The sequence below is a fragment of the Glutamicibacter sp. X7 genome, from assembly GCF_054889245.1.
Genome location: NZ_CM142678.1, coordinates 3,050,650 through 3,074,438 on the forward strand (window position 1 = coordinate 3,050,650; position 23,789 = coordinate 3,074,438).

At 60.8% G+C, this 23,789-nt stretch carries 19 protein-coding genes and 1 riboswitch; of the genes, 11 read left to right on the plus strand and 8 right to left on the minus strand.

What is annotated here, in order from left to right:
• Window positions 1-11 precede the first annotated feature (11 nt).
• The 5 genes from ACYU0X_RS14555 to ACYU0X_RS14575 are packed head-to-tail and all read right to left on the minus strand — an operon-like array spanning window position 12 to window position 6,628.
• Window positions 12-974, minus strand: a complete 963-nt coding sequence (locus ACYU0X_RS14555) for an N-acetylglucosamine kinase (protein ID WP_461901459.1) — start codon at window positions 972-974, stop codon at window positions 12-14.
• The gene (locus tag ACYU0X_RS14560; protein ID WP_461901460.1) at window positions 974-3,451 is read right to left on the minus strand and encodes a glycoside hydrolase family 2 protein; all 2,478 of its coding nucleotides are present in this window, start codon (window positions 3,449-3,451) and stop codon (window positions 974-976) included. Before ACYU0X_RS14560 ends, ACYU0X_RS14555 begins: the two co-directional genes overlap by 1 nt.
• A 43-nt stretch (window positions 3,452-3,494) precedes the next feature.
• Complete coding sequence (locus ACYU0X_RS14565; RefSeq protein WP_461902816.1) at window positions 3,495-4,304, minus strand: carbohydrate ABC transporter permease; 810 nt, start codon at window positions 4,302-4,304, stop codon at window positions 3,495-3,497.
• A 5-nt stretch (window positions 4,305-4,309) separates the two neighbouring features.
• On the minus strand, window positions 4,310-5,251 hold the full coding sequence (locus ACYU0X_RS14570) for a carbohydrate ABC transporter permease (protein WP_461901462.1): 942 nt from the start codon (window positions 5,249-5,251) through the stop codon (window positions 4,310-4,312).
• Window positions 5,252-5,305: 54 nt separating this feature from the next.
• A complete protein-coding gene (locus tag ACYU0X_RS14575) occupies window positions 5,306-6,628 on the minus strand; it encodes an ABC transporter substrate-binding protein (RefSeq protein WP_461901464.1) in 1,323 nt (440 codons plus the stop codon).
• 257 nt (window positions 6,629-6,885) lie between these two features.
• On the opposite strand from ACYU0X_RS14575, the gene ACYU0X_RS14580 reads away from it, so the two are divergent.
• The 4 genes from ACYU0X_RS14580 to ACYU0X_RS14595 all read left to right on the plus strand — a co-directional run bounded on the left by ACYU0X_RS14580 (window position 6,886) and on the right by ACYU0X_RS14595 (window position 11,683).
• Window positions 6,886-7,890: a LacI family DNA-binding transcriptional regulator gene (locus ACYU0X_RS14580; RefSeq protein WP_461901466.1), complete on the plus strand. Its 1,005-nt coding sequence runs from the start codon at window positions 6,886-6,888 to the stop codon at window positions 7,888-7,890.
• 199 nt (window positions 7,891-8,089) lie between these two features.
• A complete protein-coding gene (locus ACYU0X_RS14585) occupies window positions 8,090-9,286 on the plus strand; it encodes a cellulase family glycosylhydrolase (protein ID WP_461901468.1) in 1,197 nt (398 codons plus the stop codon).
• A gap of 209 nt (window positions 9,287-9,495) precedes the next feature.
• Complete coding sequence (locus ACYU0X_RS14590) at window positions 9,496-10,563, plus strand: glycoside hydrolase family 5 protein (RefSeq protein WP_461901470.1); 1,068 nt, start codon at window positions 9,496-9,498, stop codon at window positions 10,561-10,563.
• 112 nt (window positions 10,564-10,675) lie between these two features.
• Window positions 10,676-11,683, plus strand: coding sequence for a LacI family DNA-binding transcriptional regulator (locus ACYU0X_RS14595; protein WP_461901472.1), 1,008 nt, complete (start codon window positions 10,676-10,678; stop codon window positions 11,681-11,683).
• 152 nt (window positions 11,684-11,835) lie between these two features.
• Here ACYU0X_RS14595 and ACYU0X_RS14600 read toward each other — a convergent pair whose 3' ends face one another.
• On the minus strand, window positions 11,836-12,918 hold the full coding sequence (locus tag ACYU0X_RS14600; protein ID WP_461901474.1) for a LacI family DNA-binding transcriptional regulator: 1,083 nt from the start codon (window positions 12,916-12,918) through the stop codon (window positions 11,836-11,838).
• A gap of 162 nt (window positions 12,919-13,080) precedes the next feature.
• On the opposite strand from ACYU0X_RS14600, the gene ACYU0X_RS14605 reads away from it, so the two are divergent.
• The 6 genes from ACYU0X_RS14605 (at window position 13,081) to ACYU0X_RS14630 (ending at window position 18,756) form a co-directional block, all read left to right on the plus strand.
• Window positions 13,081-13,947, plus strand: coding sequence for an ABC transporter substrate-binding protein (locus tag ACYU0X_RS14605; RefSeq protein WP_461901475.1), 867 nt, complete (start codon window positions 13,081-13,083; stop codon window positions 13,945-13,947).
• A 60-nt stretch (window positions 13,948-14,007) separates the two neighbouring features.
• A complete protein-coding gene (locus tag ACYU0X_RS14610) occupies window positions 14,008-14,787 on the plus strand; it encodes an amino acid ABC transporter permease (RefSeq protein ID WP_461901476.1) in 780 nt (259 codons plus the stop codon).
• Window positions 14,784-15,530, plus strand: a complete 747-nt coding sequence (locus ACYU0X_RS14615) for an amino acid ABC transporter ATP-binding protein (RefSeq protein ID WP_461901477.1) — start codon at window positions 14,784-14,786, stop codon at window positions 15,528-15,530. The genes ACYU0X_RS14610 and ACYU0X_RS14615 overlap by 4 nt, the downstream gene beginning before the upstream one ends.
• Window positions 15,531-16,568, plus strand: a complete 1,038-nt coding sequence (locus ACYU0X_RS14620) for a Gfo/Idh/MocA family oxidoreductase (protein WP_461901478.1) — start codon at window positions 15,531-15,533, stop codon at window positions 16,566-16,568.
• Between the two features lie 54 nt (window positions 16,569-16,622).
• A complete protein-coding gene (locus ACYU0X_RS14625; protein ID WP_461901479.1) occupies window positions 16,623-17,798 on the plus strand; it encodes an NAD(P)/FAD-dependent oxidoreductase in 1,176 nt (391 codons plus the stop codon).
• Between the two features lie 266 nt (window positions 17,799-18,064).
• Window positions 18,065-18,186, plus strand: a riboswitch (SAM riboswitch).
• Window positions 18,187-18,219: 33 nt separating this feature from the next.
• Window positions 18,220-18,756 (plus strand): OsmC family protein, encoded by a 537-nt coding sequence (locus ACYU0X_RS14630; RefSeq protein WP_461901480.1) that lies wholly within the window; start codon window positions 18,220-18,222, stop codon window positions 18,754-18,756.
• 65 nt (window positions 18,757-18,821) lie between these two features.
• On the opposite strand, the gene ACYU0X_RS14635 is transcribed toward ACYU0X_RS14630, so the two are convergent.
• Together ACYU0X_RS14635 and ACYU0X_RS14640 are read right to left on the minus strand one after the other, a co-directional pair.
• Window positions 18,822-22,016 (minus strand): SNF2-related protein, encoded by a 3,195-nt coding sequence (locus tag ACYU0X_RS14635; protein WP_461901481.1) that lies wholly within the window; start codon window positions 22,014-22,016, stop codon window positions 18,822-18,824.
• Between the two features lie 123 nt (window positions 22,017-22,139).
• Window positions 22,140-22,847, minus strand: a complete 708-nt coding sequence (locus ACYU0X_RS14640) for a FadR/GntR family transcriptional regulator (protein ID WP_461901482.1) — start codon at window positions 22,845-22,847, stop codon at window positions 22,140-22,142.
• 161 nt (window positions 22,848-23,008) lie between these two features.
• On the opposite strand from ACYU0X_RS14640, the gene ACYU0X_RS14645 reads away from it, so the two are divergent.
• Complete coding sequence (locus tag ACYU0X_RS14645; protein WP_461901483.1) at window positions 23,009-23,773, plus strand: (Fe-S)-binding protein; 765 nt, start codon at window positions 23,009-23,011, stop codon at window positions 23,771-23,773.
• Window positions 23,774-23,789: the final 16 nt, after the last annotated feature.

The following is a 23,789-nucleotide window of genomic DNA, read 5'->3' on the forward strand; positions in this document are numbered from 1 at the left end:
AGACGGTGCTCCTACTCGTTGCTGTCGATTCCGGCTCGGGACACCAACTGCATGAGCGGATGGTTCTCGACCAACTCGGCTAGTCGGGCCGATCCCTTGAGGCCATTTGCCTGTGCCGGGACAATCACGGCATTAGGGCGTAGGGCACTCAGCTTTTGGGAGAAGGCGCTGGCTACAGCGCTGCTGCCGAAAACCCCGCCCAAGGTAGCGACGTTACCTCCACTAGCGCTTACCCTGCTAAGGGCGGTGTGCACCGACAGTGCTAGTTCCGCCCCGGCCTCGGCGCAGATCTGCGCAGCGACACGGTCCGTCCCGGCCAGTTCGGAGACGACTTTGGCAAGCGCGGCTACTTGGGCTACGCGTTGCGGGTTGGACTGCAAATGAATATAGGCTTCTTCCAGATCCTCCCAAAGCCGCTGCACCACGCCGGTTAACTCGGTGGCATCGCCTCTTCCGTCATAAGCGCGCATGACCGCGATTAAGGCCTGCTGGCCGACCCAGTATCCGCTGCCAGCATCCCCCATGACATGACCCCAGCCGTCGACCCGGGCAACCGAATCGGCGCCTACCCCAAGGGTGACAACCCCGGTTCCGGCAGCCACCACGGCACCGGGTGCATCGCCCAGTGCGCCGAGGTAGCTCGTGACAGAATCGTGCGCTAGTAGCACCCGCCGAATGCTCGCAGAACCACAGAGCAGCCTCGAGGCATCATGTTCAGCTCGAGTCAGTCCGGTGCTGCCTACCGTGACGGTATCGAATCCGCCGCCAGCGTGTTCGGCCGCCCGATCAATGGCCGCGGCAATCTGGGGCAGTATCGGTGCGTTGGTGAGCACGCCTGGAAGAGTGAGCTCCTGAGTTTGGCCGTATTGCGTCCAAGCAAGTTTGATCCCAGTCTGACCTGCATCGACTGCCAGTAACTCGTGCTGCACCAAAGATTCCCTCGTATTCAAGTGATGCTCCTGCAGATATGCCATTAGCCGAAGCACACGAGCTGGTTCGCGCTACGCAGCACCCTAGGGTCAGTGAGTCCGCCGGCGAACTGCGCCTGTAGCCCGGTGATGGTGAAGCTGGTGCTTTCCCCCGGCAACAGGGTGACCAGTCCCCGGTCCACCCGGGCTGCGGGATGTAGCTTGTCCACCAGTAGGCTCAGATCTCGTACAAAGTTCCCTGAGGTAACGTTCAGAACCAGTTCGTGGCCGCGCTCGTGCACGCTAGTTTCGACATGGGCGGGGGCCAACCTCGAATCGCGCGGCTCGGCAAAGTACCAGTAGCCTCGTGTCGCCCCCAATGTCGCGGCCAGCAGTTCCTCGCCTGGTGCGGTGCTGGAGGATAGTTCCGCGCTCAGTTCAATACGCACGTTGCCGCGAGCAGGCACCGAAATCTGCTGCTCCGCCTGGTGGGCAACCACCCCAGAATAGCTGCGGCGTTCAATTAGTGCGGTGCCTTCCCACTCCTCTGCACTGTCGTTGCTGAACACCACGGACAGTCCGTCGGCGTTGGGTGAGAAGATCACGCGACGAGGCGCGAAGGAGTTCTTCAGCGCATGGAATAGCGGTTTCTCAATGCCGTCCCCGTCAATGGCAGCCCAGCTGGTCACCGGCCAGCAGTCGTTCAATTGCCAGACGATGGCCCCGGAGTTATGCGGGGCGATGCTGCGGAAATGATCCAAGGCACAAGTAATAGCGTTGGCCTGATTCAACTGCATGGCCCAGTGCCACTGTTCCATGTCGCTAGGCACCTGGTAATGCCCGACCAAGCCCACGGTGAGCTTGGTGTTACCTTCCATTGCCTTTTGGTGCACCACCATGCCAGGTGATTCCGGGGTAAGCGGCTCATCGCTGATGGAGCGGGTCAGGGTGGACCATGCAGCCGGGCCTTGCCACCCGAATTCGGCTGCGAATCGTGGACGGTAGGTGCGATAGTCCGGGTAGTCTCGGTTGTTCCATAAATCCCAAATGTGCATGGTGCCGTGTTCTTCGGCGTTCGGATGCTGCCCGTGCGGACTGAATGGGCTACCCGGTGAATACGGAACGTGGGCGGCTAGTTCTTCAACGATGCCCGGCAAGATCTCATGGTAGTAGGCCCCGCCCCAGCTCTTGGAATCCAGGTACCGCTTCCAGTCCCAATCCTCATAGCCCCAGAGGTTTTCATTGTTGCCGCAGAACATTACCAGCGAGGCGTGGTGGGCCAGCCGGGCTACATTGTCGCGGGCTTCGGCGATAACCTCGCTGCGCAACGGTTCTTCTTCGCTGTAGGCCGCACACGCAAAGAGGAAATCTTGCCAAGATAGCAGGCCCAGCTCATCACAGGCGCTGAAGAAGTCGTCAGATTCGTAGATGCCACCGCCCCAGACGCGGATCAGGTTCAGCCCTGCGTCCTTCGCTTGGGTTAGCCGTTGAGTGTAGCGCCCGGCGTCCACGCGGGAAGGGAAGGCGTCGTCCGGAATCCAGTTCGCGCCTTTGACGTAGACCGGTTGCTCGTTGACTATCAGCTGGAAACGGGTTCCTGCCTCGTCCACGGTGGTGTCCCAGCGTACGGTGCGGAAACCGACGGTGCGGGCCGCTTCATCCAGCTGCGTAGCGCCGGCGCGAAGGGACACCGATACTTCGTAGAGCGGTTGCTCCCCGTATCCGGCTGGCCACCAAAGTTGCACCTCGTCTAGGTGCAACATGCCATTGATGCTGTTCGTCTCGGCGGGAACCGGGATGACTGTTTCCTGTCCGGCGCAGCTGATCAACAATTCGAGTTCGACTGCTTCGGTGCGCTCAATCTGCGCGTTCACGCTGATCACACCGCCGGTGCCCCGCGGAGCAGCGGAAATGAGGAGTCCACCGAGCTTGGCAGTGGACCACGAGATCAGACTGACCGGCTTCCAGATGCCGCTGGAGGCAGTTTTGATGCCCCAGTCCCAACCGAAGCTACACGCGGACTTACGAATCGCATCGTAGGGTAACGGGTAAGGTCGCGGACGCATGCCCAATATGCTGGATTGCTCGTTGGCATACTTCACCGGACTGGAGAAGTCGACCACTAGGTCGTTCGCGCCTACATGCAGCAACTCGGTGACGTCCACTAGGTAGCGGCGGTGCTGGTTAGCAGCAGACAGGATGGTAGTGCCATTCAGGCTGATGGTGGCCACGGTGTCTAGGCCTTCGAAATCCAATTCATGGCGGGCTGTTTCCAGTTGCTCCTCAGTGACCTCGAAACTGGTGCGGTAGCTGAAATCAGAAAGGCCGATCCACGACTGCAGCGCTTCGTTATCGTCCAGGTAGGGGTCTTCGATCAACTGTGCGGCCAGCAAGTCGAGGTGGATCACACCGGGAACGGTGGCCGGAACGACTCGGTTTTTGATCTCGTCGGGGACCGGTCCGGCGGTGGCGCGCACGCTCCAGCCAGTATTAAGGGCGCGGCGGGTCAACGCGCTGGCGATGTGCTGTTCGGTATGCTGCATGGTTCAAGCTCCCGTTTAGGTAGTTTCGGTCTGTAGCTGATGTTTATTTGACGGCGCCGGCCACAAGGCCGCGGTAGATCCAGCGCTGCAGGAAAATGAAAGCGATCAAGGTCGGCAGGATGACCAAGATGGTGCCCGCTGCGATAACCTCCCACTGTGCTCCGAACGGCCCCTTGAATTGGAACAGCGAGGTGGAGATTAGGCCTTCGGAAGGTAGATAGAGGAAGGGCAGATAGAACTCGTTGTAGATTGCGATGCCTTTGATGATCACGACTGTCGCGATGGCAGGCTTTAGTAGCGGCAGGATGATTCGCCAGTAAATGGTCCAGTGGTTCGCGCCGTCCAGCTTGGCAGCTTCATCCAGCGACGTGGGGATACCGGCCATGAACTGCAGGAAGATGAAAATCGCGATGATGTCGGTGCCCAGAAATAACAGGATCAGCGCGGACTTGGTGTTGAACAGTCCCATCTTGGAGATCAGCTGGAACGTTGCAACCTGGCTAGTCACCGAGGGGATCAGGCTGGCCACCAGAAACAGGCCCATGATTAGCTTTTTACCGCGGAAGTTGAATCGGTCGATCGCGTAGGCGGTCATCGTGCCGATCAAAATGGTGCCGGCCAGCGCGATGGCCAAGATGACCGTGGTGTTAATGAAGCCTTCCACCATGCCACCCTGATTGAAGGCGGTGATGAAGTTCTCGAAATTGAACCAGTTCTCCGGCAAGGTCAGCGGTCCGGAGTTGGCGTATTCGCTGCGGGTCTTGAAGCTGGCTAACAGCACCACGGACAGCGGCAGCAAGACGGCAACTGCAGCGACAACGAGCGAAACATACTTTAACGTGGTCGCGGTCATCTGTTTCACGAGAGGTCTACCTTCTCATCAGGGAAAATCTTACGTTGGATGGCGGTAACCACCAGGACGATCACCAGCAAGATCACTGCCATGGCCGAGGCCAAGCCCACAGATCGGTAAGTGAACGCGGTTTGCAACGTTTGGATCACGAAAGTTGCTGTGCCGTTGGCTCCGCTGGTCATGATGAACGGAATTTCAAAGACCGACAGGGCGCCAGAAACCGCCAGAATGAAGGACAGTCCGATGATGCGGCGGATGCCCGGGAAGATGATGTGGGCGAACTGTTGCCACGCGCTTGCTCCGTCGATCTTCGCCGCTTCATACAATTCCGCTGGGATTGATTGGATAGCGCCTAGGAAGAGGATGAAGTTCAATCCGGTGTAACGCCAGACGGAGGTTCCTGCCAACGAATAGTTAGCGATGGAGGCATCGCCCAGCCACTGAGGCGGTTCGGTGACTCCGAACCAGGACAGTACGGTGTCCAAGGTGCCATCCGGCTGGAAGAGGTAGAGGAACACAAAGCCGATGGCTACACCGTTGATCAGGTAAGGGAAGAAGATCACACCACGGAAGAAGGTGGAGAATCGGGTGTTGAAGCTGAGGATCACTGCAAAGTACAGGGCGATGGCCATCTGCACAAAGGTGGCGGCAAAGTAGTAGAGGCTGACGCCGAAGACCGCGAAGATCCGCGGGTTGGTGAAGACCTCGATGTAGTTCTCGAATCCTACCCAGTCCCCGACCGGTCCCAGACCGTTCCAGTCGGTGAACGAATACCAGATCATATTCACCGCAGGAACGTAGGTCAGTAGCACCAGCAATCCGACGCCCACCAACAGGAAAAGGTAGGGAGTGAACTTATTGGTGCGTCGGGATTTGACCGACTTGGCGGCCTTCGTTGCGTCGCGTGCTGTTTCTATGGCCTGAGAACGGGCCGATGAGACTGTCATGATAAAGCTCCTGGAGGGATGGGCCAGCCTGCCGGCTGGCCCATCGGCGAGGTCTTACTTATTGGCCAGTTCGCTGACTGCTTGTCCCCAAGAGTCATTGAGTTCCGCGAAGACCGAGTCCTTGTCGCCCGCAGCCTGGCCGCGGGCGACGTCGATCAGGCGTTGGCGGTAGATGTTGCCCCAGATGTCCACTTGAGACTTGTCGGCAAGGTCGCTGAGCAGCGATTCTTCCCCTTCGGCGGCCGGGCTCAATTCCAGCAGTTCAACATTGTTCTCTTCCAGATCCGACAGATTTTTGGGGAGCTCGTCGGTCTTGACCGCCGAGATCATGCCTTCGTCTTCGGTAAAGCCGGAGTCCTGAATCAGGAAGTCCAGCCAGGCGCGTGCCGCGCTCTGGTTCTTAGAGTTTTTGTTGATGCCCAGATAGTAGTCGCCAACGATGGTCGAGGCTTGCTTGCCATCGACGTTGGCCGGGAACGTCATGAAGCCAATGTCTTTCGGATCTGCCCCGGCGTCTTCAGCTGCGTTGGCCAATTGACCCAGCGCCCAAGAGCCGAGCACCATGGTGCCGATCTTGCCGTTGGCGAGGTTCGCCTTGGACTGCTCCCAGTTCGTGGTCAGCGGATCCTCTTCAACGAAGCCCTTGTTTACTACGTCGAAGAGCATGGAATCCAGCGCGTAGATGTCGGTGCCTTCGGTCCATGGGGCCGGGTTGTGGGCCATCTCGTTCTGAGCTTCGGGGTTGGCGGTCACCGCACCGATGATGTTGGTCCACTGTCCACCCAGCGGCCAGCCGTCCTTGTAGTTTGTGTACAGCGGAGTGGCGTCGGTCTTCTCCTTGATCAGCTGCAGGTCGGCCAGAAATTCCTCTTCGGACTTCGGCAGGTCGGTGATGCCTGCCTCCTTGAAAACTTCCTTGTTGTAGACCACACCGTTGGCATTACCGCCTAGTGCTAGGCCATATTGCTGTCCGCCCACGGACTTGGCGTTCAAGAAGCGGTAGTCATTGCTAAAAGAGCTGGTCTCGCCCAGAGGGGTGAAGAAGTCGGCGTACTGGGACTGCGGAACACCATTGGGAATCAACAGTACGTCGCCGTAACCGTTGGGGGTGCTCATGCGGGTTTTGACGTCGTCCTCATAGTTGGTGATCGCTTCGACGTCGACGGACGCATCAGGATACTTCTTCTGAAATTCGGCGATGTACTTATCCCAGGTTCCGTCCTGATTCAGGTCGGTGCGGTTGGTCAGGAAGGTGATCTGCCCGGCAACCTCCCCGCCGGTTGCTGTTGGTCCGCTACTGCCCGAACCGCAGGAAGTCAGAGCCAGGGCTGCAGCCGCGGCGACTGCGACTGCGCTTAGCGCCTTGAAACGTGCCATTTCATCTCTCCTTTGAACTTGAACGACCACCTGCTGCGAGCGCTCGGTGGTAGCTGAGCTGAAGATAGCCTACGTCACATTTTTCTTAACTAACAACCCTTTCTGACAACGCTGTCTATATCTGTACTCAGCGCCGAAATAATAGATAAATCGGGTATGACAAGGCTATATTGCAAGTTTTCAAGGAGCGAAAGGGTGGACAATGTCCACATAATGTCTTACGTTGTCATAGCTAGACATTCGGTAAGGAGCTTGCCTTGAAGATTCAACAACGCGCCACCCTAGACGACGTGGCGCGGCTGGCCCATGTCAGCCCCAAGACCGTTTCTCGAGTCTTTTCACAGCGCCACCTGGTCGCCCCGCCCACCGTAGAAGCGGTGCTCGCCGCTGCCAAGCGGTTGAAGTTCCGCCCCAACTCACTGGCGCGAAACCTACGCGGGGGTGGCTCGAACACCATCGGCTTTGTCATCGGCGAACTGCTGAACCCGTTCTATTCACGAGTCGCCACCGGCTTGGAACAGGTACTATCCGAGCACAATAAAACTCTGATCGTAGCCACCACCGACGACACCATCGCCGGCGAGGAAAGGGCGGCCGACACCCTGCTTACCCAGCGCGTAGCCGCCCTGTTGATGATTCCCGTAGGCGACGATCAGTCCTACCTTGAGGGCGAACGCCAACTGGGCTCCCCCGTGATCTGCATCGACCGTCCAGCGCGGAATCTTGTCGCCGACTCGGTGGTTCTGGAAAACCGGGCCGGCGCTTTTGCAGCGACTACTTCCCTCATGAAGCACGGTCACACCAAAATCGCTTACCTATGCAATCCCTCGAATATCTACACGCAGCTCGAACGCCTTCAGGGCTACCGCGACGCCATGGCCACCACCGGGGCGCCGGTCCCCACCCCGTGGGAGCGGCGGTTGGATGACTTGAGCATCGATCCGACCGAGGTGGTGCGCGAACTTCTGCAGAGCACCGACCCACCCACCGCCATCATCGCTGGCAACAACCGAATGTGCGTCGGGGCGCTGCATATCCTCAACACCATGGATGAGCCCCCAGCGCTAATCGGCTTCGACGACTTTGACACCGCAGACATCCTCGGCGTCTCGGTAATCAGCCACGACGCCATCGACATGGGTCGACGCGCAGCCCATCTGACCCTGGAGCGCATCGCCGACCCCACCGGCTTCACCCGCCAGCTCATCGCACCGACGCAGCTCATCGCCCGCGGCAGCGGAGAGCGCCCACCATGGAGCTAAATCTGTCCCGGCCTGTCCACTAATGTCCTAAATGTCCCAATTTGTCTCGAAAAGTGTCCAGATTAAAAAGATAATTTCCGTTGCATAACTTTTCCTTTCCTCCCTAGGATTCTGAGAGCTAGCTCACACTAGCGGCGACGAATCACTAGCGATCCGTTGCGGCTCCACGGACAATCCCCGTGGCGCGGAAAGGTCCTCAATGAAGAAACGATCATTGGTCACTGCGGCCGCGGTTGCGGCCTGCCTTGGCCTTGTCACTCTCCCGGCCCAGGCCGCCGACGAAGGCTTCACAGTGGAGAACGGAACCATCTACGATGCCAACGGCCAGCAGTTTATCCCCCAAGGAGTGAATCTGCCTTACGCCTGGTACACCGATGAGTCCCAGTCCTTTGCAGATGCCCGAAATGCAGGAGCCAACGCTGTACGCGTAGTGCTTTCCGGTGGGCGCTGGGGCACCACGAGCGCCAGCGAAGTCAGTAGCATCATCCAAAAATGCAAGGACAACCAGCTGGTTTGCATCCTAGAAAACCACGACACCACAGGCTATCTGGAAGATTCCTCGGCCACCTCCCTATCCGCCGCAGCCGACTACTGGAGCTCCGTGGCATCGGCCATCGAGGGCCAGGAAAAGTACGTGATGATCAACATCGGGAACGAACCCTACGGCAACACCGACACATCAGGTTGGGCCAGCGACACCATCAGCGCCGTGGACAAGGTCCGCACCGCCGGGATCGACACCACCTTGATTGTTGACGCGCCGAACTGGGGCCAAGACTGGAGCTACACCATGCGGGACAACGCCGCCGCAGTGGCAGCCGCCGACGGCAACCTGGTCTTCGATGTGCACATGTACGGGGTGTTCGACACGGCGAGCGCGGTGACCAGCTACCTCGACTCCTTTACCCGCCAAAACCTTGCAGTGATGGTTGGCGAATTCGCCAACCACCACGCCTCGGGCACCCCGGACGCGGACACCATTATGTCGTACACGCGCAGCCAAGGAATCGGACTTCTCGCTTGGTCCTGGTCCGGTAACAGCGGTGAAGACATACCGCTGGACCTGGTCGCCAACTTCAACGGCTCGACGCTTACCCCCTGGGGCGAACGCTTCATCAACGGTGCGGACGGGCTCAAACAGCGCTCCCCGCAGACCGCTTCGGTCTACACCTCCACCACGTACCCCACCTGCAGCACCTCTTCCTCCGACCCGGATGGCGACGGCTGGGGTTGGGAGAATAACGCCTCCTGCAAGGTGGCTGACGCTACCAGCGGGTCTACAGCACCTAACGGATACCCGTACTGCTCCACCGCGTCAGCAGATCCCGACGGGGACGGCTGGGGTTGGGAAAACAGCGCCTCCTGCGTTGTCTCCGGGTCTTTGGCCGACGCCTAGTAGTACTGGACACAGGTTGCCTCTGCGCTACCGGCCACTGACACACTAAGTTGCCTAGACTTGGGCTCTTCCACAAGGGCGCCTTTGGCTTGTTGCCGCTACCACCGTTCCCCTTGTTTTCAAGGGCCATTCCACATCTAGCGCATTTCTGCGCAGAGTTCTGACGCTCTTCCCCGAGGCGACGCCGCCCGGCTTAGAAAGGTACACCCATGATCAAACACGCCCTCGCCGCCTGCGCATTAGCAGCCGTGGGACTTTCAGCTATCTCCCTACCCGCCGCCCACACGGACTCTCAGGTCTCCGGCTTTAGCGTCCACGACGGCAAAATCTACGACGCCAATCAGAAGCAGTTTGTCCCTCAAGGCATTAACCTGCCCTACGCTTGGTTCAAGAATCAGGACCAGTCCTTCGCCGACGCCCGCCAGGCCGGCGCTAACACGGTACGCGTTGTGCTCTCCGGCGACCGCTGGGGACCAAACACCGCTGAGGAAGTCTCCCACGTGATCGAACTGTGCAAGGACAACCATTTGGTCTGCATCTTGGAAAACCATGACACCACCGGATTCGGAGAGGACCCCGCAGCCACATCGCTTGCCGAAGCAGTCGAGTACTGGACTTCCGTTGCTGAGGAGGTCAAAGGCCAGGAAGGCTATGTCATGATCAACATCGGTAACGAGCCCTACGGGAACTCCGATACTTCTCGATGGGCAGACGACACGATTAGCGCGGTGCAAGAGCTGCGTGCCGTCGGCGTCAAAAACACGCTCATTGTCGACGCCCCTAACTGGGGCCAAGATTGGAGCCTCACGATGCGTGATACTGCCGAGCAGGTCTCCGCGGCCGATGACAACCTGGTCTTCGACGTGCACATGTACGGGGTATTCGACACCCCACAGTCCGTTACCGACTACATCGACTCCTTCACCAGCAGGAACCTAGCCATCATGGTCGGAGAGTTCGCCGACTTCCATACCTCCGGCATCCCGGCGGTAGACACCATCTTGTCCTACACGCGGTCCGAGAACATCGGCATGCTCGGCTGGTCTTGGTCCGGCAACGGCGGGGCGGATGCTCCCTTGGATCTGGTGAAGGATTTCGATGCCACACAGCTCACGAGCTGGGGCGAACGCTTCATCAATGGCGCAGACGGGCTCAAGGAACGTCGGGCACTTCCCGCCTCGGTCTACACCCGCAAGCAGTGCCATAAGAACTCGCAGAAACGTGCGGATCGAGATCACCCCGGCTCTAGCCGGGCGCTCAGCCGCAGCTGCCGCTAGTTGCAACAGGTGGATCCACCGGGAAGCTCGGGTCCACCTGTTGCCTCGTTAATGGTGAATTATCATGAGTGGGATGGCTTTTACTGCGGCGTAGGGACCTGGACCAACCACCATGAACATTCAGCAACGCGCAACACTTGATGATGTTGCACGGCTCGCCAACGTCAGCCCGAAAACTGTATCCCGGGTGTACAGCCAGCGCGAACTGGTCTCTGCTGCCACCGTGGATAAGGTCCTGGCCGCTGCGAAGAAGCTGAAATTCCGTCCGAACAGCGTAGCCCGCAACCTACGCGGAGGAGCCTCCAATACCGTGGGCTTGATCATCGGCGAGATGCTTAACCCCTTCTATTCCATGGTTGCCAGTGGGGTGGAGAAGGTCCTATCCAACAACGGCAAAACGCTGATCGTTGCCACCACCGATGACACGCCCGAAGGTGAAGAACGAGTAGCAGATACCTTATTGTCCCAGCGAGTCGGGGCACTTCTGATGATTCCGGTGGGCGACGACCAGTCTTACTTGGAAGGTGAGCGCCAGCTGGGTTCTCCGGTCATCGCCATTGACCGGCCAGCCCGCAACCTCGTCGCAGACTGCGTCGTGTTGGAAAACCGCCGAGGCGCTTACGACGCTACTAAACACCTGCTTGCACAGGGGCACACTAAAATCGGCTACGTCTGCAACCCCTCCAACGTCTACACGCAGATTGAGCGTCTCCAAGGCTATCGCCAGGCGATGGCCGAAGCTGGCTACCCCCAAACTTCTCAATGGGAAAAGACGTGCGACGACATAACCGTTGATGCGGCGGTGATTGTCACCGAACTTCTTAGTCGTGAAGACCCTCCCACTGCACTAATTGCAGGAAATAACCGCATGTGTATTGCTGCCATCCGCGTTTTACACCAGACAGGCGCGAACCTCGCTATTGTTGGCTTCGACGATTTTGAGACTGCAGATATCTTGGGGATCAGCGTGGTTAGTCACGATGCGATTCTTATGGGCATGAAAGCAGCCGACCTCGCACTTGAACGGATGTCGGATCCAACAGGGATTCCTCGTCAAGTAGAGCTTCCTACCAAACTCATCCAACGAGGAAGTGGCGAGCGCCCGCCCACTATTCCCTAGTTCCTCGCTTGCCCATTGAGCCATCTACCGCCAGCTCAAGGAAACCTCCGAAATTTTGCGGTCGCTGCGAGGAGCAAGGTGATGAAAATAAGACGACCCTCGCAGCCTCCTCACGGGGTCGGAAGTCAACTACAGACTCGTCATGGGCGAATTTAGCCGATCGGCTTCATATGAAGCGCCGGGGCGGCCACCGAGGCGCGCTGCACGAGCCGTGGGGTAAGCCAAAGTTCACGTCCGCCGGGAGCACCTTCGATACGTTCAAAGAGCACGGTTGCCGCCTGCTCCCCCAACTCGTAGGCCGGCTGGAATACCGAGGTGATCGGTGGTTCGACCAGCTCGGCCCAGGGCTGGTCATCGAGCATGACCACGGATAGGTCGGCGGGCACTCGCAGCCCGCGACGCTTGAGGCAGAGCAGCAGATCGAGAGCTACCAGAGAGTCCGAGGCAACCAGCGCGGTGGGCGGTTCGGCCAGCGCGAGCAACTCGCCCACCAGTCCATCGACGGTCTGCCGATCCGTAGCGCCGAAGCGGAAGAGTTCGGGATCCACGACAATCCCTGCCTCCGTCAGGGCCAAACGGATCCCGTCCACACGTTGTGTCACCGTCGATAAATCTAGATCCTGTCCGGGCGTGAATTCTTCGGTAGTGAGTTTCAACGTGGAGATGTAGGCGATGCGCCGGTGCCCGGATTCGATGAGCGAGCCCACGGATTGAGCGGTCACCTCGGCGATCCGCATCTGCACCACGTCCAGACCGGTGGCCGAAATTTCACGGTCAAAGAGCACCACTGGGCGCCCGGCGCGTTCGGCATCGAGGATATGTTCGTGTGCGGAGCGCGAGGTCGGGCAGATCAACAGACCATCTACCCGCTTATCGAGCAGCATCTTCACGGCCTTTTCCTCATCGTCCAGCGACTCCCCGGTGTTGGCCAGCACCACATCGTATCCGTGCTTGCGTGCCACATCGCTAATACCGCGGGTGACCTGTCCGAAGTAAGGGTTCTCCACATCACCGACCACCACACCAAGCGACTGAGATTTCCCGGTGTTGATGCTTCGAGCCAAGGCGTTGGGGCGGTATCCGAGTTCCTGCGCGGCCTGCTCGACACGTTGCTTAACCTCGCTGCTGACCGATCCGTAGCCGCCCATGGCACGCGCCGCCTGAGCCTTGGAGACCCCGGCCTGTCGTGCCACGTCGGAAATGGTGACCTCACCGGTCCCCTGTCGTCGAGCCATTTAACTTTTCCTCAACCTCTTGACGTCGCTTCAAATTGAAGTGTAGCTTATTTCACAACGAGATTGAGACCGGTCTCACGAAACAAATTGAGACCGGTCTCTAATCATCGGCCAACATCTTCGGGCGGCCCTCACTCGCCCAGCACCGAACGGAGAATCCCCATGAAAAATCGACTCGGCTTCCGCGCCTTGGCGGCCACAGCGGCATTGGCGCTCAGCGCCCTGACAATGACCGCCTGTGGTGGTTCCGGCAGCGCTTCGGCAGAACAAGATAACCCCTACAATCTCATCGAGCCCGGCACCATCCGCGTGGCCAGCATCGGTGACAGCAAGCCTTACACCTTCACCGACGCCGAAGGCCAGTTCACCGGCTTCGACGTTGAACTCTTCACCGACGTAGCCCACCGCATCGGCGTCGAGAACGTCGTCTTCACCGGTCAAGACTTCTCGGCCCTTCTCTCGGCAGTTGCCAACGGCCAATTCGACGTAGGCGTGGCCGCCATCGGCATCACCGAGGAGCGCCAGCAGACCGTGGACTTCTCCGACGGCTACCTCGCCGGATACCTGACCGTCCTGGCCTCCCCGGATGAGAACATCGACGACAAGGGCGACCTCGCTGGCAAGCGTCTGGGCGTCGTGCAGGGCAGTCTGCAGGAGGCCTACGCGGTCAAGAACTTCACCGACACCGACATCGTGCGCTTCCCGGATAACAACACCGCGGTCTCGGGGCTCAACGCCGGTTCGGTTGACGCGCACTTCCTGGACTACGAGGCCGCCAAGGACTACTCCAAACAGTACGATCTGGAAAACGCCCTCGATGTGCCCTCCTTCGACGCACCAGCCGGTTTCGCCATTGCCCCCGAAAACGACGCGCTACGCGAAGCCTTGAACAAGGCTCTGGCCGAGGCCATGGAAGACGGCACCTGGAAGAAGCTCTACCAGAAGTGGTTCCCAGGCTCCCCGATGCCCGAGCAGTACCTGCCTAAGGCCGAGCAGACCGGCGCCGAGTCCACCGGCGACGAGTCCTAACTACCACCGATAGTGGGGGCCGGCGAAGCGCCGGTCCCCACTAGAGGGCAAGGAACATCTATGGAATTCTTCGACAGTATCGCCAAGACATTTCTGGACTTCGACTCCATGCTCGAAGTCCTCCCCCAGCTCCTGAAGACCGGCCTAACCAACACCCTGATCATCTCGATCAGCGCCACCATTATCGGCATCGTGCTCGGCATGGTGATCGCCGTGATGGGCATCGCCCAAACCCGCTGGCTGCGCATCCCGGCGCGTATCTACACCGATCTATTTCGCGGGCTGCCGGCCATTCTGACCATCCTGCTGATCGGGCGCGGCTTCACCGGCATCTCCCAAGATATCTTCGGCCCTTCCCCCTACCCACTGGGCATTATTGCGCTCAGCCTGATCGCCAGTGCCTACATCGGTGAGATCTTCCGCTCCGGAATCCAGTCGGTCGAAAAGGGGCAGCTCGAGGCCTGCCGCGCACTGGGCATGTCCTATGGCCGGGCCATGGTGCTGGTCGTGATCCCACAGGGTATCCGCCGCGTGCTACCGGCCCTGGTCAACCAGTTCATCGCCATCGTCAAGGATTCCTCGCTGGTGTACTTCCTCGGACTGCTGCCCACCGAACGCGAACTGTTCCGCGTGGGACAGGATGCCGCGGTGCTGACCGGCAACCTTTCACCGCTGGTAGCCGCCGGTATCTTCTACCTGATCATCACCGTCCCGCTGACCCACCTGGTCAACTACATCGATCAAAAATTCCGCACCGGACGCCGCAAGGCAACCGCACCGACCAGCGGGTTGAAAGAAGTTTCGGAACTGGAATCCTCGACGCAAGGAGAGCGAGCATGAGCGCGACCAAGGAATTTCACGGTTCCTCTCTCGAACTAACCGATATGGCCATGGCATATGGCGATGTGGAGATCCTGCACAATATCAATCTGAAGGTCGCCCCGGGCACGACCACCTGCATTATCGGTCCCTCCGGCTCGGGTAAGTCCACGTTGCTCCGTGGCATCAACCGGCTGCATGAGCCCAAACGCGGCGACGTCATTGTCAATGGCTCCTCCATTCTGGGCGACCGTCCGGACGATGTGCGCAAGCGCATCGGCATGGTGTTCCAGCACTTCAATCTCTTCCCGGATCACACGGCCCTGCAGAATGTGGCCCTGGCCCCGTGGAAGGTCAAGGGTCTGAACCGGAAGAAGGCCGAAGAGCTCGCCGCTGCCCGTTTGGCCGAGGTGGGTTTGGCCGAGCGCAGCGATCACCGCCCACGAGATCTTTCCGGCGGCCAGCAGCAACGCGTGGCAATCGCCCGTGCGCTGGCCATGGAACCAGAGATCATGCTCTTCGACGAGGCCACCAGCGCACTGGACCCGGAACTGGTCAAGGGCGTCCTGAACCTGATGGCCGACCTCTGCCAGCGCGGCATGACCATGGTGGTGGTCACCCACGAGATGGGCTTTGCCCGCAAGGTCGCAGATCAGGTGGTGTTCATGGATGAAGGCGAAGTGATCGAATCCGGCCCGCCGGAGGACCTGTTTAATAACCCCAAATCCGACCGTCTACGCCGATTCCTGGACGAGGTGCTCTAAATGTCCGCAACCATCCGTACCGCCATCATCGGCTTCGGCGTCTCCGGCAAGGTGTTCCATGCACCCCTGCTGGCAGCCAACCCAGACTTCGACATCTCGATGATCGCCACCTCGAATCCCGAACGGCAGCAGCAAGCGGCCGATGCGTACCCGCAAGCCCGCATTGTGCCCAGCTACCGGGAGGTACTCGCCTCGGCGGAAGAGCTGGATCTGGTGGTGATTGGCACCCCGCCACCGACCCACTTTGAGATTGCCCGTGCGGCACTCGAGCGTGGGCTGAACGTGGTCATCGACAAGCCCTTCGTGGTGCACAGCGCCCAAGGTGAAGAGCTCATCGCCCTGGCCGCCGAGCTCGGGCTGACCCTCACCGTCTATCAAAACCGGCGCTGGGACGGTGACTTCCTCACCGTCAAGAAGTTGCTGGCCGAAGAGACGCTGGGCGCCGTGCACGCCTTCGAGTCGCGCTTCGAATGGTTCAAACCCCAAGGCATGCGCAGCTGGAAGGCCGAGCTAACCGCCCAGCAGGGCGGCGGCATCCTCTTCGATCTGGGAACCCACCTCATCGATCAGGCCATCGAGCTTTTCGGACCGGTAGATAACGTGCAAGCCAGCCTGAGACCGCTGACCGAGCACGCCACCGCCGAGGAGGACGCGCACGTGCTGCTCCGGCACAGCTCGGGCACCGAATCCCGATTGACCATGAGCAGCCTGAACGCGGCGGCCGGAGCGCGCTTCCTAGTGGCCGGTCAGCGCGGCGCCTACACCAGCTTTGGACTCGATCCACAAGAACCTCAGCTGGCCTCGGGCATGAGCCCCACGCAAGCCGAGTACGGTCAGAAACCCGAAGCCCACTGGGGCCAGCTGGTCACCGGGCAGGATACCCGTGAAGTGCGAACCCTGCCCGGAGACTACCCGCAGTTCTACCGTGCGCTGGCCTCCTGCCTGCGCCGCACGGGGCCGGTCCCGGTCGACCCCAACGACAGCCTGGCGGTCTTGCGTTTGATCGAATCCATTCATCGGGACACGGCCACCGTCTAGCCCCGCATCGTCGGGCCCACAGATTCACCCCAATTCTGAAGAAAGTACACACTCATGTCCTCATCTTCCTCTGTCAAGCACGTCGCCGTTATTGGCGGCGGTATCCTCGGCGTCTCCACCGCCATGCACTTAGCACGCGACGGTGCCAAGGTCACGCTGGTCACCTCCGGTGCTCTGGCCGACGGGGCCTCGAGCCGCTCCATTGCTTGGCTCAATTCCTCCGGTGCCCGCTCCGCCGAATACCACTACCTGCGCATGCTGGCCATGGACCGCTACCGCACCTGGAGCAACCGGCACCCGGAAAGCCGCGAGTATCTGCGCTTCAATGGAGCGCTGAAATGGGCCGCCCCGGGTGAAAGCTTCCGCGACACCTTTGCCTTCGAGCGTTCCGGTGGCTACGACTCCCGCTGGATCACCCGCGAGCAGATCAGCGACTTCGCCCCCGATGTTGACGCTGCGGCGGTTGCCGAAGAAGGCGCGATTTACAATCCCGGCGAAGGCTGGGTCAACTTGCCAGACTTCGTGCCGGCGCTGGCCGCCGAGGCGGTGGCTGAGGGAGCACAGATCATCGAGAATGCCGGGCACGCGACGGTCGCGGTCCGCGAGGGGCGCGCCGTGGGCGTCACCCTCGCCGATGGCCGCACCATCGATGCCGATGAGGTCGTCCTTGCCACCGGTGGCGAGGTCCCGGCCCAGCTCGCAGACCTCGGTATCAGCGTGCCGGATGCTACCCCGGCGGCCTTCGTCCTCTTCACGGAGCCGGTGGATCTGCAGGTGCGCACCGTGCTGAATACCCCGCGCGTCGCGGTACGTCCCACCCCCGACGGCCGCCTTGTCTTGGACGCCGACTGGTCCGAGCAAATGGTGGTTGCCGAGGAGGATGGTAGCTTCACCGTGCCGCAACGGGCGGTGCAGGGTCTCCTCGAGGAAGCCTCAAAGGTGCTGGCCGGAAACCCGGTACTGACCGCCCAGCGTATCGGGGCCGGGCTCAAGCCCATCCCGGGTGACGGTGAACCGGTCGTTGGGCCGGTACCTTCGGTCGAGGGGCTGCATACCCTCTTCACCCATTCCGGGGCCACGCTGGGCTTGATCCTCGGTGAGCTGCTGGCCGAGGAGATCGTCAGCGGAGAAGCAAGTCCGGTTTTGCGTGCTTTCCGCCTCGACCGTTTCCACGAGGGTGCCCTGGAAGGCAGCGTGGGAACCGGTGCGTGGGAACCGGTAAAGCAGTAACGAAGACGCTGCGCAAGAAGGAACCCTATCCCGGCACCGGGAGCGGTTCCCCGGTGGCTGGTTGGTCCGACGTGGCTGAACCACCCGCCGCACTAAACTCGATGCCTGGCTCACCGCCCGCGACGCGGGCTAGCTAGCATCGTCGCCGGAGCGTGCCGGCCACGTGCGAGTCGTGGCCCGGCACGCTCCGTTTGTTTGGGGCAGATGACGAATCATGAACTGGGCCCTACCCACGGCTCCTGCTACCTGCGAGCATGGAGCCACAGAATCACGAGCGTCGATCATTTGCAGCCCTGGCTGATCGACCGGCAACCCTTCTCGCGCCATGCGCGGGGTGCCCCAGGTGACGATTCGACGGTGCCGAACGTCGGCATCGTAAGCGATGGCGCCTTTGTCTGCGCCGGAAAGGGGGATCTTCCCCATGAGCAGTAACCTCTCCACCGTCGAGGACCGTGCCGCACGACTGGTAGCCGCCGGCGAGGCTTGGAGCGAACGCATCGCCGAAAACACCAATCACGCGAAGCTAACCTTTGCCGTATCGGGTGCCGGGTTCGGTGCGGTGGCCAGCAAGATCAGTGCCGGTAAGCACAGCTTCATCGTGGATGAACCGGCTGCGCTCGGCGGCGACGATGCGGCGGCCAGCCCCGTGGAGTACGCGCTGGGTGCCCTGATTTCCTGCCAGGTGGTGGTGTACCGGCTCTACGCCCAGCAGTTGGGCCTGCAGGTCGACGATGTGCAGATCACCGCCACCGGGCGCCTGGATGTCCGTGGCCTGTTCGCCGTCGATGAGGCGGTGCGCCCGGGCTTCAGCGATATCGAGATCGAGGTGACCGTTTCGGGTCCGGAAAGCGACGAGCGTTATGCCGAGCTGCAGCGCACCGTGGATCGGTACTGCCCGGTGCTCGATCTGCTGTCGAACCCGACCCCGGTGAACACCGCGCTGAATATCGCCCGGTAGAACCAATTAGATAGTCCTAGGCCGCCGTGGACGAACCCCTCCGGGGGTGTCGTCCACGGCGGTTGTCATTGAACCAGTTCGAGGAAGTCCTGCGCCGAGAGCGTGCTCGAACCGGCCGTGTCCTGCTGCTCGCCGAGCACGTCGTTGAACAGTTCGGTCTTCTTGGCCTGGAGCGATAACACCTTGGATTCAATGGTGTTCTGCGAGACCAACCGGTAGACATACACCGGCCGGTTCTGCCCGATGCGGTGGGCACGATCGATCGCCTGCGCTTCAGCGGCAGGATTCCACCAAGGGTCCAGCAATATGCAGTAGTCCGCCTCGGTGAGGTTGATGCCGAACCCGCCGGACTTGAGCGAAATGAAGAACACCGGGAATTCCCCGGCGGAAAACCCTTCCACCAGGGTTTTTCGGTTGGTGCCGGACACCGACCCGTCGAGGTACCCGTGCGCAATACCCAGCTCTTCGGCCACCGCTCGTGCTTTCGATAGAAAACCAGTGAATTGGCTGAACACCAGGATCTTGTGCCCCTCGGACACCCCATCCTCCAGCAGGTCGCGCAGCAGATCGAGTTTGGCGCTCGGCGCGTCGCCTTCGTCGACGAGCGAAGGATCCAGAGCCAGCTGACGGAGCAGGGTGAGCGATTGCAGAATCTTAAAGCGGTTGGAATCCACATCATCCTGCACCAATCCCAAGACTTCTTGCCGGACCCGTTGGAATCGGCGATCGTAGGCGCGCCGGTGTGCCGGATCGAGCTCAACCTCGAGCACCTGTTCGGTCTTCGGCGGCAGCTCGGGCACCACCTGTTCCTTGGTGCGGCGCATAATAAATGGCCGAAGTCGGCGTTTAAGCCGCTGCAGTTTCCCTGCATCCCCTTCGGTGATGGGCTTGAGGTAATTGTCCTTGAAGGCCTTCAACCCACCGAGCAGTCCCGGCGCGGCCAGTGAGGCCAGCGCCCATAATTCGGTGAGGTTATTCTCCATCGGCGTGCCGGTGACCACGAGCTTGGTCGGCACCGCCATCTGCCGGGCCTGTTTATAGCCCTTGGACACGTGGTTCTTCAGCTGCTGGGCCTCGTCCAGGATGAGCACGTCAAAGCCCAGCGCATCGAACTGCTCGAAATCCAATCGGAAAATCGCGTAGCTGGTCAGTACGAGTTGCGCCGCGCCGACGGTGTCGGCCAGTGGACGCTGTTGCTTCTTCGCGGTGCTCAGGACCGTCGCCGTGCGTAGCTCCGGGGTGAAGCGAGCCGCTTCGCTGGCCCAGTTGCCCACCACGGAGGTCGGAGCGACGACAAGGTAACGCTGCTCAGGATGCTGGATCCGTGCCCGTTCGAGGGCGGCGAGGAGCTGCACGGTTTTACCCAGCCCCATGTCATCGGCCAGGACCCCGCCGAGCTGGTGCCGTCGAAGGAAGTCGAGCCATGCGACCCCTTGGCGCTGATAGCCGCGCAGGGTCGCGGTGAAACTCTCCGGTAGCTCGACCTCGGCCAGGGTTTCGGTGTCGGAGAGTTGACGCATGGCGTGTAGCCACTCGTTTTCTTGGGCCTCGATGATCCCGAGGGCCACCAGTTCCTGCCACCAGTCCACACTGAGTTTGTGCATGCGCACGCCCTCGGGCGTGACCTTGGCCAGTTCTCCGGCCTCGGCGATCAGCGCCCGCAGCCGCTCCATTTCTTCGCCATCGATCTTGAGCACCCGGTGTCCATCGAGGTCTAGGTAGCTATCACCGCGGGTGAGTGCCTCGAATAGCTGCACGAAGGGGACCTTCTGACCGTCGATCTGCACTTCAATGCCCAGATCGAACCAGTCGTTGCTGCTCTGTGGCCGCTGGATGTGCACCTGGGCGGCCCCGGCGGCCATCTTGTAGTCCGGCAGCTGCTCGTCCTCGAGCACCCGCACATCGCGGTGCGCGCGAAATACCGGTAACGCATGCAGGACGAAGTCGATCTTCTGGCTGGGATTCAAGGTGGCGGACGGGAAGCGGCGGTGACGCACCGGCCCCAGTTCGACCTCTGCCAGGTCGGCGGTGAGCTCGTCGAAAATCTCTTGCTCGAGTTCGGGGTTGGGGTCGACATGCTGCGGGTAGACCCAGCGGTAATCAACGCTCAGGAACTCTTCGCGGGTTGCCAACGCCACCTCGAGAACCGGTCGTGGCGGGGCGGGAATCGCATAGCTGTGATCCGGGCTGGTCAGCGGGCCGGTTTGCTGCACCCGTGGCAGGAAGCTGCGTTCGAACTCCGGGAGCGCATCGTCGGGGATGGTGATCGCTCCTTGGCGGGCGAGGGAGCGCAGGGAGGCGTGTAGCGGCGCATCGAACTCGGCCAGTTCGAGGGTTTCGGATTGATCCAGTGGGGCGCTACCGACCAGGGTGAGCAAGGCCGGACGTCCCAGCGGGGCTAAGTCCTGCGATTCGTCGCCGGGGGCCTCGATCCGTGCCGTGAGGCGTGCGTGCCCGTCGTGGCGGGTCAGTTCGTAGCCGGCGTGGGCCTGCTCGGCACGGTAGCCGATGATTTGGCGGGATGCGGCACCCGGCTTAATGAGCGGCACCTCGGCGGCGCGGATGCGCTCGAAGATGCTTCGAAGTTTTTCCCCGGGCAGCCCGTTGAGCACAACCCAGTCATCTCCGTAGTAGTTGCCGTAGCTGTGGTTGCCGCCGTGGTGGTGGTTCTGCAGGGTGACCAGAGAGAAGACGGCCTCGCGTTGTGCTTCCTCGAACCGTTCATCGAAGGCCAGCCCGCGCCACGAGACCCCGCTTTGCACCCAGTTCGTGCCGCGGGCCCCGGGGTGTACCGGACGGGCCTTGACCTCGTAGCCACTGTCGTCGATGTAGTTATTCGGGGTGACCTTAAGCAGCAGACCGAGCGGCTCGAGTTCCGGAATGTCGACCGGGGCGCTGTGCGGGAGCAGATCGCTTAGTTGGATCCGCCAATGTGGTTCGCGTTGTCGCGGGCTCCCCGGTCGAGTGAAGAGGTCTGGACGTTGCTTGGTGGCGTCGAGGAGCAGTGCGGCCACATGCTCACAGCTAAAGCCGTGCACGTCGGCGGCGCAGTAGGCGGAGGCCGACACGGAGCGCCCCTCGAAGGCGAAACGAGCCATGGCCCGCACCCCGTGCACCGACCCGTCGAAGGTCATATAGGCGTCTTCAACCTGTGCCCGGAGGTTTTTAACCTGCCGTTGTAGCACCAATAGTTGCCCCTTGGCGACATCGGTGGTGCTGAGCAGGGAGGAGATCTGCGCGAAATTCAATTCTCGTGCCACGAACACCCGGCCTTTATCGTCATCTGCTGGTTCCCTCGATGCTCTAGCCTAGCCAGTTCCCGGTGTCGACCGGAGACGCCATGTCGCGTCACCGGTTAATTCTCAGCTTGGAGCTCACACCGGCTAGTGGGTCTGCCCGTAGAACCACGTGATGTGCTCTTCAAGAAGTTGGGCGGCGCGTTCTCGGTGCCCGTTGGCGTAGGCGTGATGGATGGCCTTATGTTGTCGCCGCAGGATTTTCACGACCGACTGCCAGGTCTCGTCGTCGGTGATGGCGGCCGACACATAGTCACTGATGGCGTTGCGCAGCGATTCCATCATGGTGGCTACCACCGCGTTTCCGGACATCGAGGCCAAGAGCACGTGGAATTCGGCATCGATGCGGTGGAACTCTTCGCGGCTGAGTTCCGGGTCGTCCATGCGCATGATCAGCACGGCGGTTCGGGCAATCACCTGCTGGGCGTAGCGCGGATCGCGCGGCTGCATCTGGGCCGCCCATGTTTCGAGCAGAATGCGCGATTCGACGATCTCGGCGACTTCGATTCCCTTGGCCGCCACATGAAGTCGGAGCGCCTGCGAGATACCGGCAGCGGGATTCGAGATCACCACGGCTCCGGAGTTCGGCCCCGACCCGGTGGAGGTGCGCACCACCCCCATGACGTCAAGAATGCGAATGGCATCACGGACCGACGCACGCGAGATCCCGTGTTGCTCGGCCAATGCCCGTTCCCCCGGCAGCTGCGATCCGAGTTCAAGTTTGCCCGAGCGCAGGTCATTTTCGATGGCATCGAGGACAACCTGATAAGCGCGCGGAGCTGAATTTGAAGGCATAGTGCTACCAGTTTAGCGATCGGCCCCCTCATGGGCACCCGCATCCTGCAGCCGCGCCCGATGGTCTGACCATAGGGACGCTGAGGACCCCGGCGCTCCTTGACTTTCATTTTCACGTGGATCTAGCATGGTCTGACCACACATCGAAAGAACCAACACCCATGCGAATTGCGCTCTTTGCGACCTGCATCGTCGACGCCATGTACCCAGATACGGCGCATGCCACGGTCAAAATCCTCCGCCGCCTCGGACATGAGGTCATCTTCCCGGAGAACCAGGCCTGTTGCGGCCAGATGCATATCAACTCCGGCTACATGCCCGAGGCCCTGCCGGTCGTCGAAAACCACATCAACGCCTTCGATACCGAGGACTACGACGTGGCCGTGGCCCCCTCCGGCTCCTGCGTCGCCTCGGTACGCCACCAGCACGGTTTCCTCGCCGACCGGCTGGGACGCCCAGGCCTCAAGGAACGCGCAGCCCGAGTCGGCGCGCGCACCTATGAACTCTCCCAATTGCTCACCGATGTACTGGGCATTACCGACGCGGCCGCCGAGCTGGGTAGCTACTTCCCGCAGAGCATCACCTACCATCCCTCCTGCCACGGCATGCGGTCGCTGAAGCTTGAGGACCGGCAATTGAATCTGCTCAAAAGCGTTGCTGGGATCACCGTAAATGAGTTACCGGAAGCCGATCAGTGTTGCGGATTCGGCGGAACCTTCTCCATCAAGAACTCCGAAGTTTCCAGCGCCATGCTCGAGGACAAGGTGAAGAACATCTGTTCCACCAACGCTTCCTTGTGCGCCGGCGGCGATGCATCCTGCTTGATGCATATCGGCGGCGGCCTCTCGCGCTCCGGAGCCAAGCCCACCACGCTACACCTAGCCAATATTCTGGCCAGCACGAAAGACGAGGTGCTCCTGCCGTGACTCAAGTATTTCTCGG

Bases quoted from the DNA above. Each gene is read 5' to 3' on its own strand.
- ACYU0X_RS14555 (WP_461901459.1), bottom strand. From the start codon at position 974: ATGGCATATCTGCAGGAGCATCACTTGAATACGAGGGAATCTTTGGTG.
- ACYU0X_RS14560 (WP_461901460.1), bottom strand. From the start codon at position 3,451: ATGCAGCATACCGAACAGCACATCGCCAGCGCGTTGACCCGCCGCGCC.
- ACYU0X_RS14565 (WP_461902816.1), bottom strand. From the start codon at position 4,304: ATGACCGCGACCACGTTAAAGTATGTTTCGCTCGTTGTCGCTGCAGTT.
- ACYU0X_RS14570 (WP_461901462.1), bottom strand. From the start codon at position 5,251: ATGACAGTCTCATCGGCCCGTTCTCAGGCCATAGAAACAGCACGCGAC.
- ACYU0X_RS14575 (WP_461901464.1), bottom strand. From the start codon at position 6,628: ATGGCACGTTTCAAGGCGCTAAGCGCAGTCGCAGTCGCCGCGGCTGCA.
- ACYU0X_RS14585 (WP_461901468.1), top strand. From the start codon at position 8,090: ATGAAGAAACGATCATTGGTCACTGCGGCCGCGGTTGCGGCCTGCCTT.
- ACYU0X_RS14590 (WP_461901470.1), top strand. From the start codon at position 9,496: ATGATCAAACACGCCCTCGCCGCCTGCGCATTAGCAGCCGTGGGACTT.
- ACYU0X_RS14595 (WP_461901472.1), top strand. From the start codon at position 10,676: ATGAACATTCAGCAACGCGCAACACTTGATGATGTTGCACGGCTCGCC.
- ACYU0X_RS14600 (WP_461901474.1), bottom strand. From the start codon at position 12,918: ATGGCTCGACGACAGGGGACCGGTGAGGTCACCATTTCCGACGTGGCA.
- ACYU0X_RS14605 (WP_461901475.1), top strand. From the start codon at position 13,081: ATGAAAAATCGACTCGGCTTCCGCGCCTTGGCGGCCACAGCGGCATTG.
- ACYU0X_RS14610 (WP_461901476.1), top strand. From the start codon at position 14,008: ATGGAATTCTTCGACAGTATCGCCAAGACATTTCTGGACTTCGACTCC.
- ACYU0X_RS14615 (WP_461901477.1), top strand. From the start codon at position 14,784: ATGAGCGCGACCAAGGAATTTCACGGTTCCTCTCTCGAACTAACCGAT.
- ACYU0X_RS14620 (WP_461901478.1), top strand. From the start codon at position 15,531: ATGTCCGCAACCATCCGTACCGCCATCATCGGCTTCGGCGTCTCCGGC.
- ACYU0X_RS14625 (WP_461901479.1), top strand. From the start codon at position 16,623: ATGTCCTCATCTTCCTCTGTCAAGCACGTCGCCGTTATTGGCGGCGGT.
- ACYU0X_RS14630 (WP_461901480.1), top strand. From the start codon at position 18,220: ATGAGCAGTAACCTCTCCACCGTCGAGGACCGTGCCGCACGACTGGTA.
- ACYU0X_RS14640 (WP_461901482.1), bottom strand. From the start codon at position 22,847: ATGCCTTCAAATTCAGCTCCGCGCGCTTATCAGGTTGTCCTCGATGCC.
- ACYU0X_RS14645 (WP_461901483.1), top strand. From the start codon at position 23,009: ATGCGAATTGCGCTCTTTGCGACCTGCATCGTCGACGCCATGTACCCA.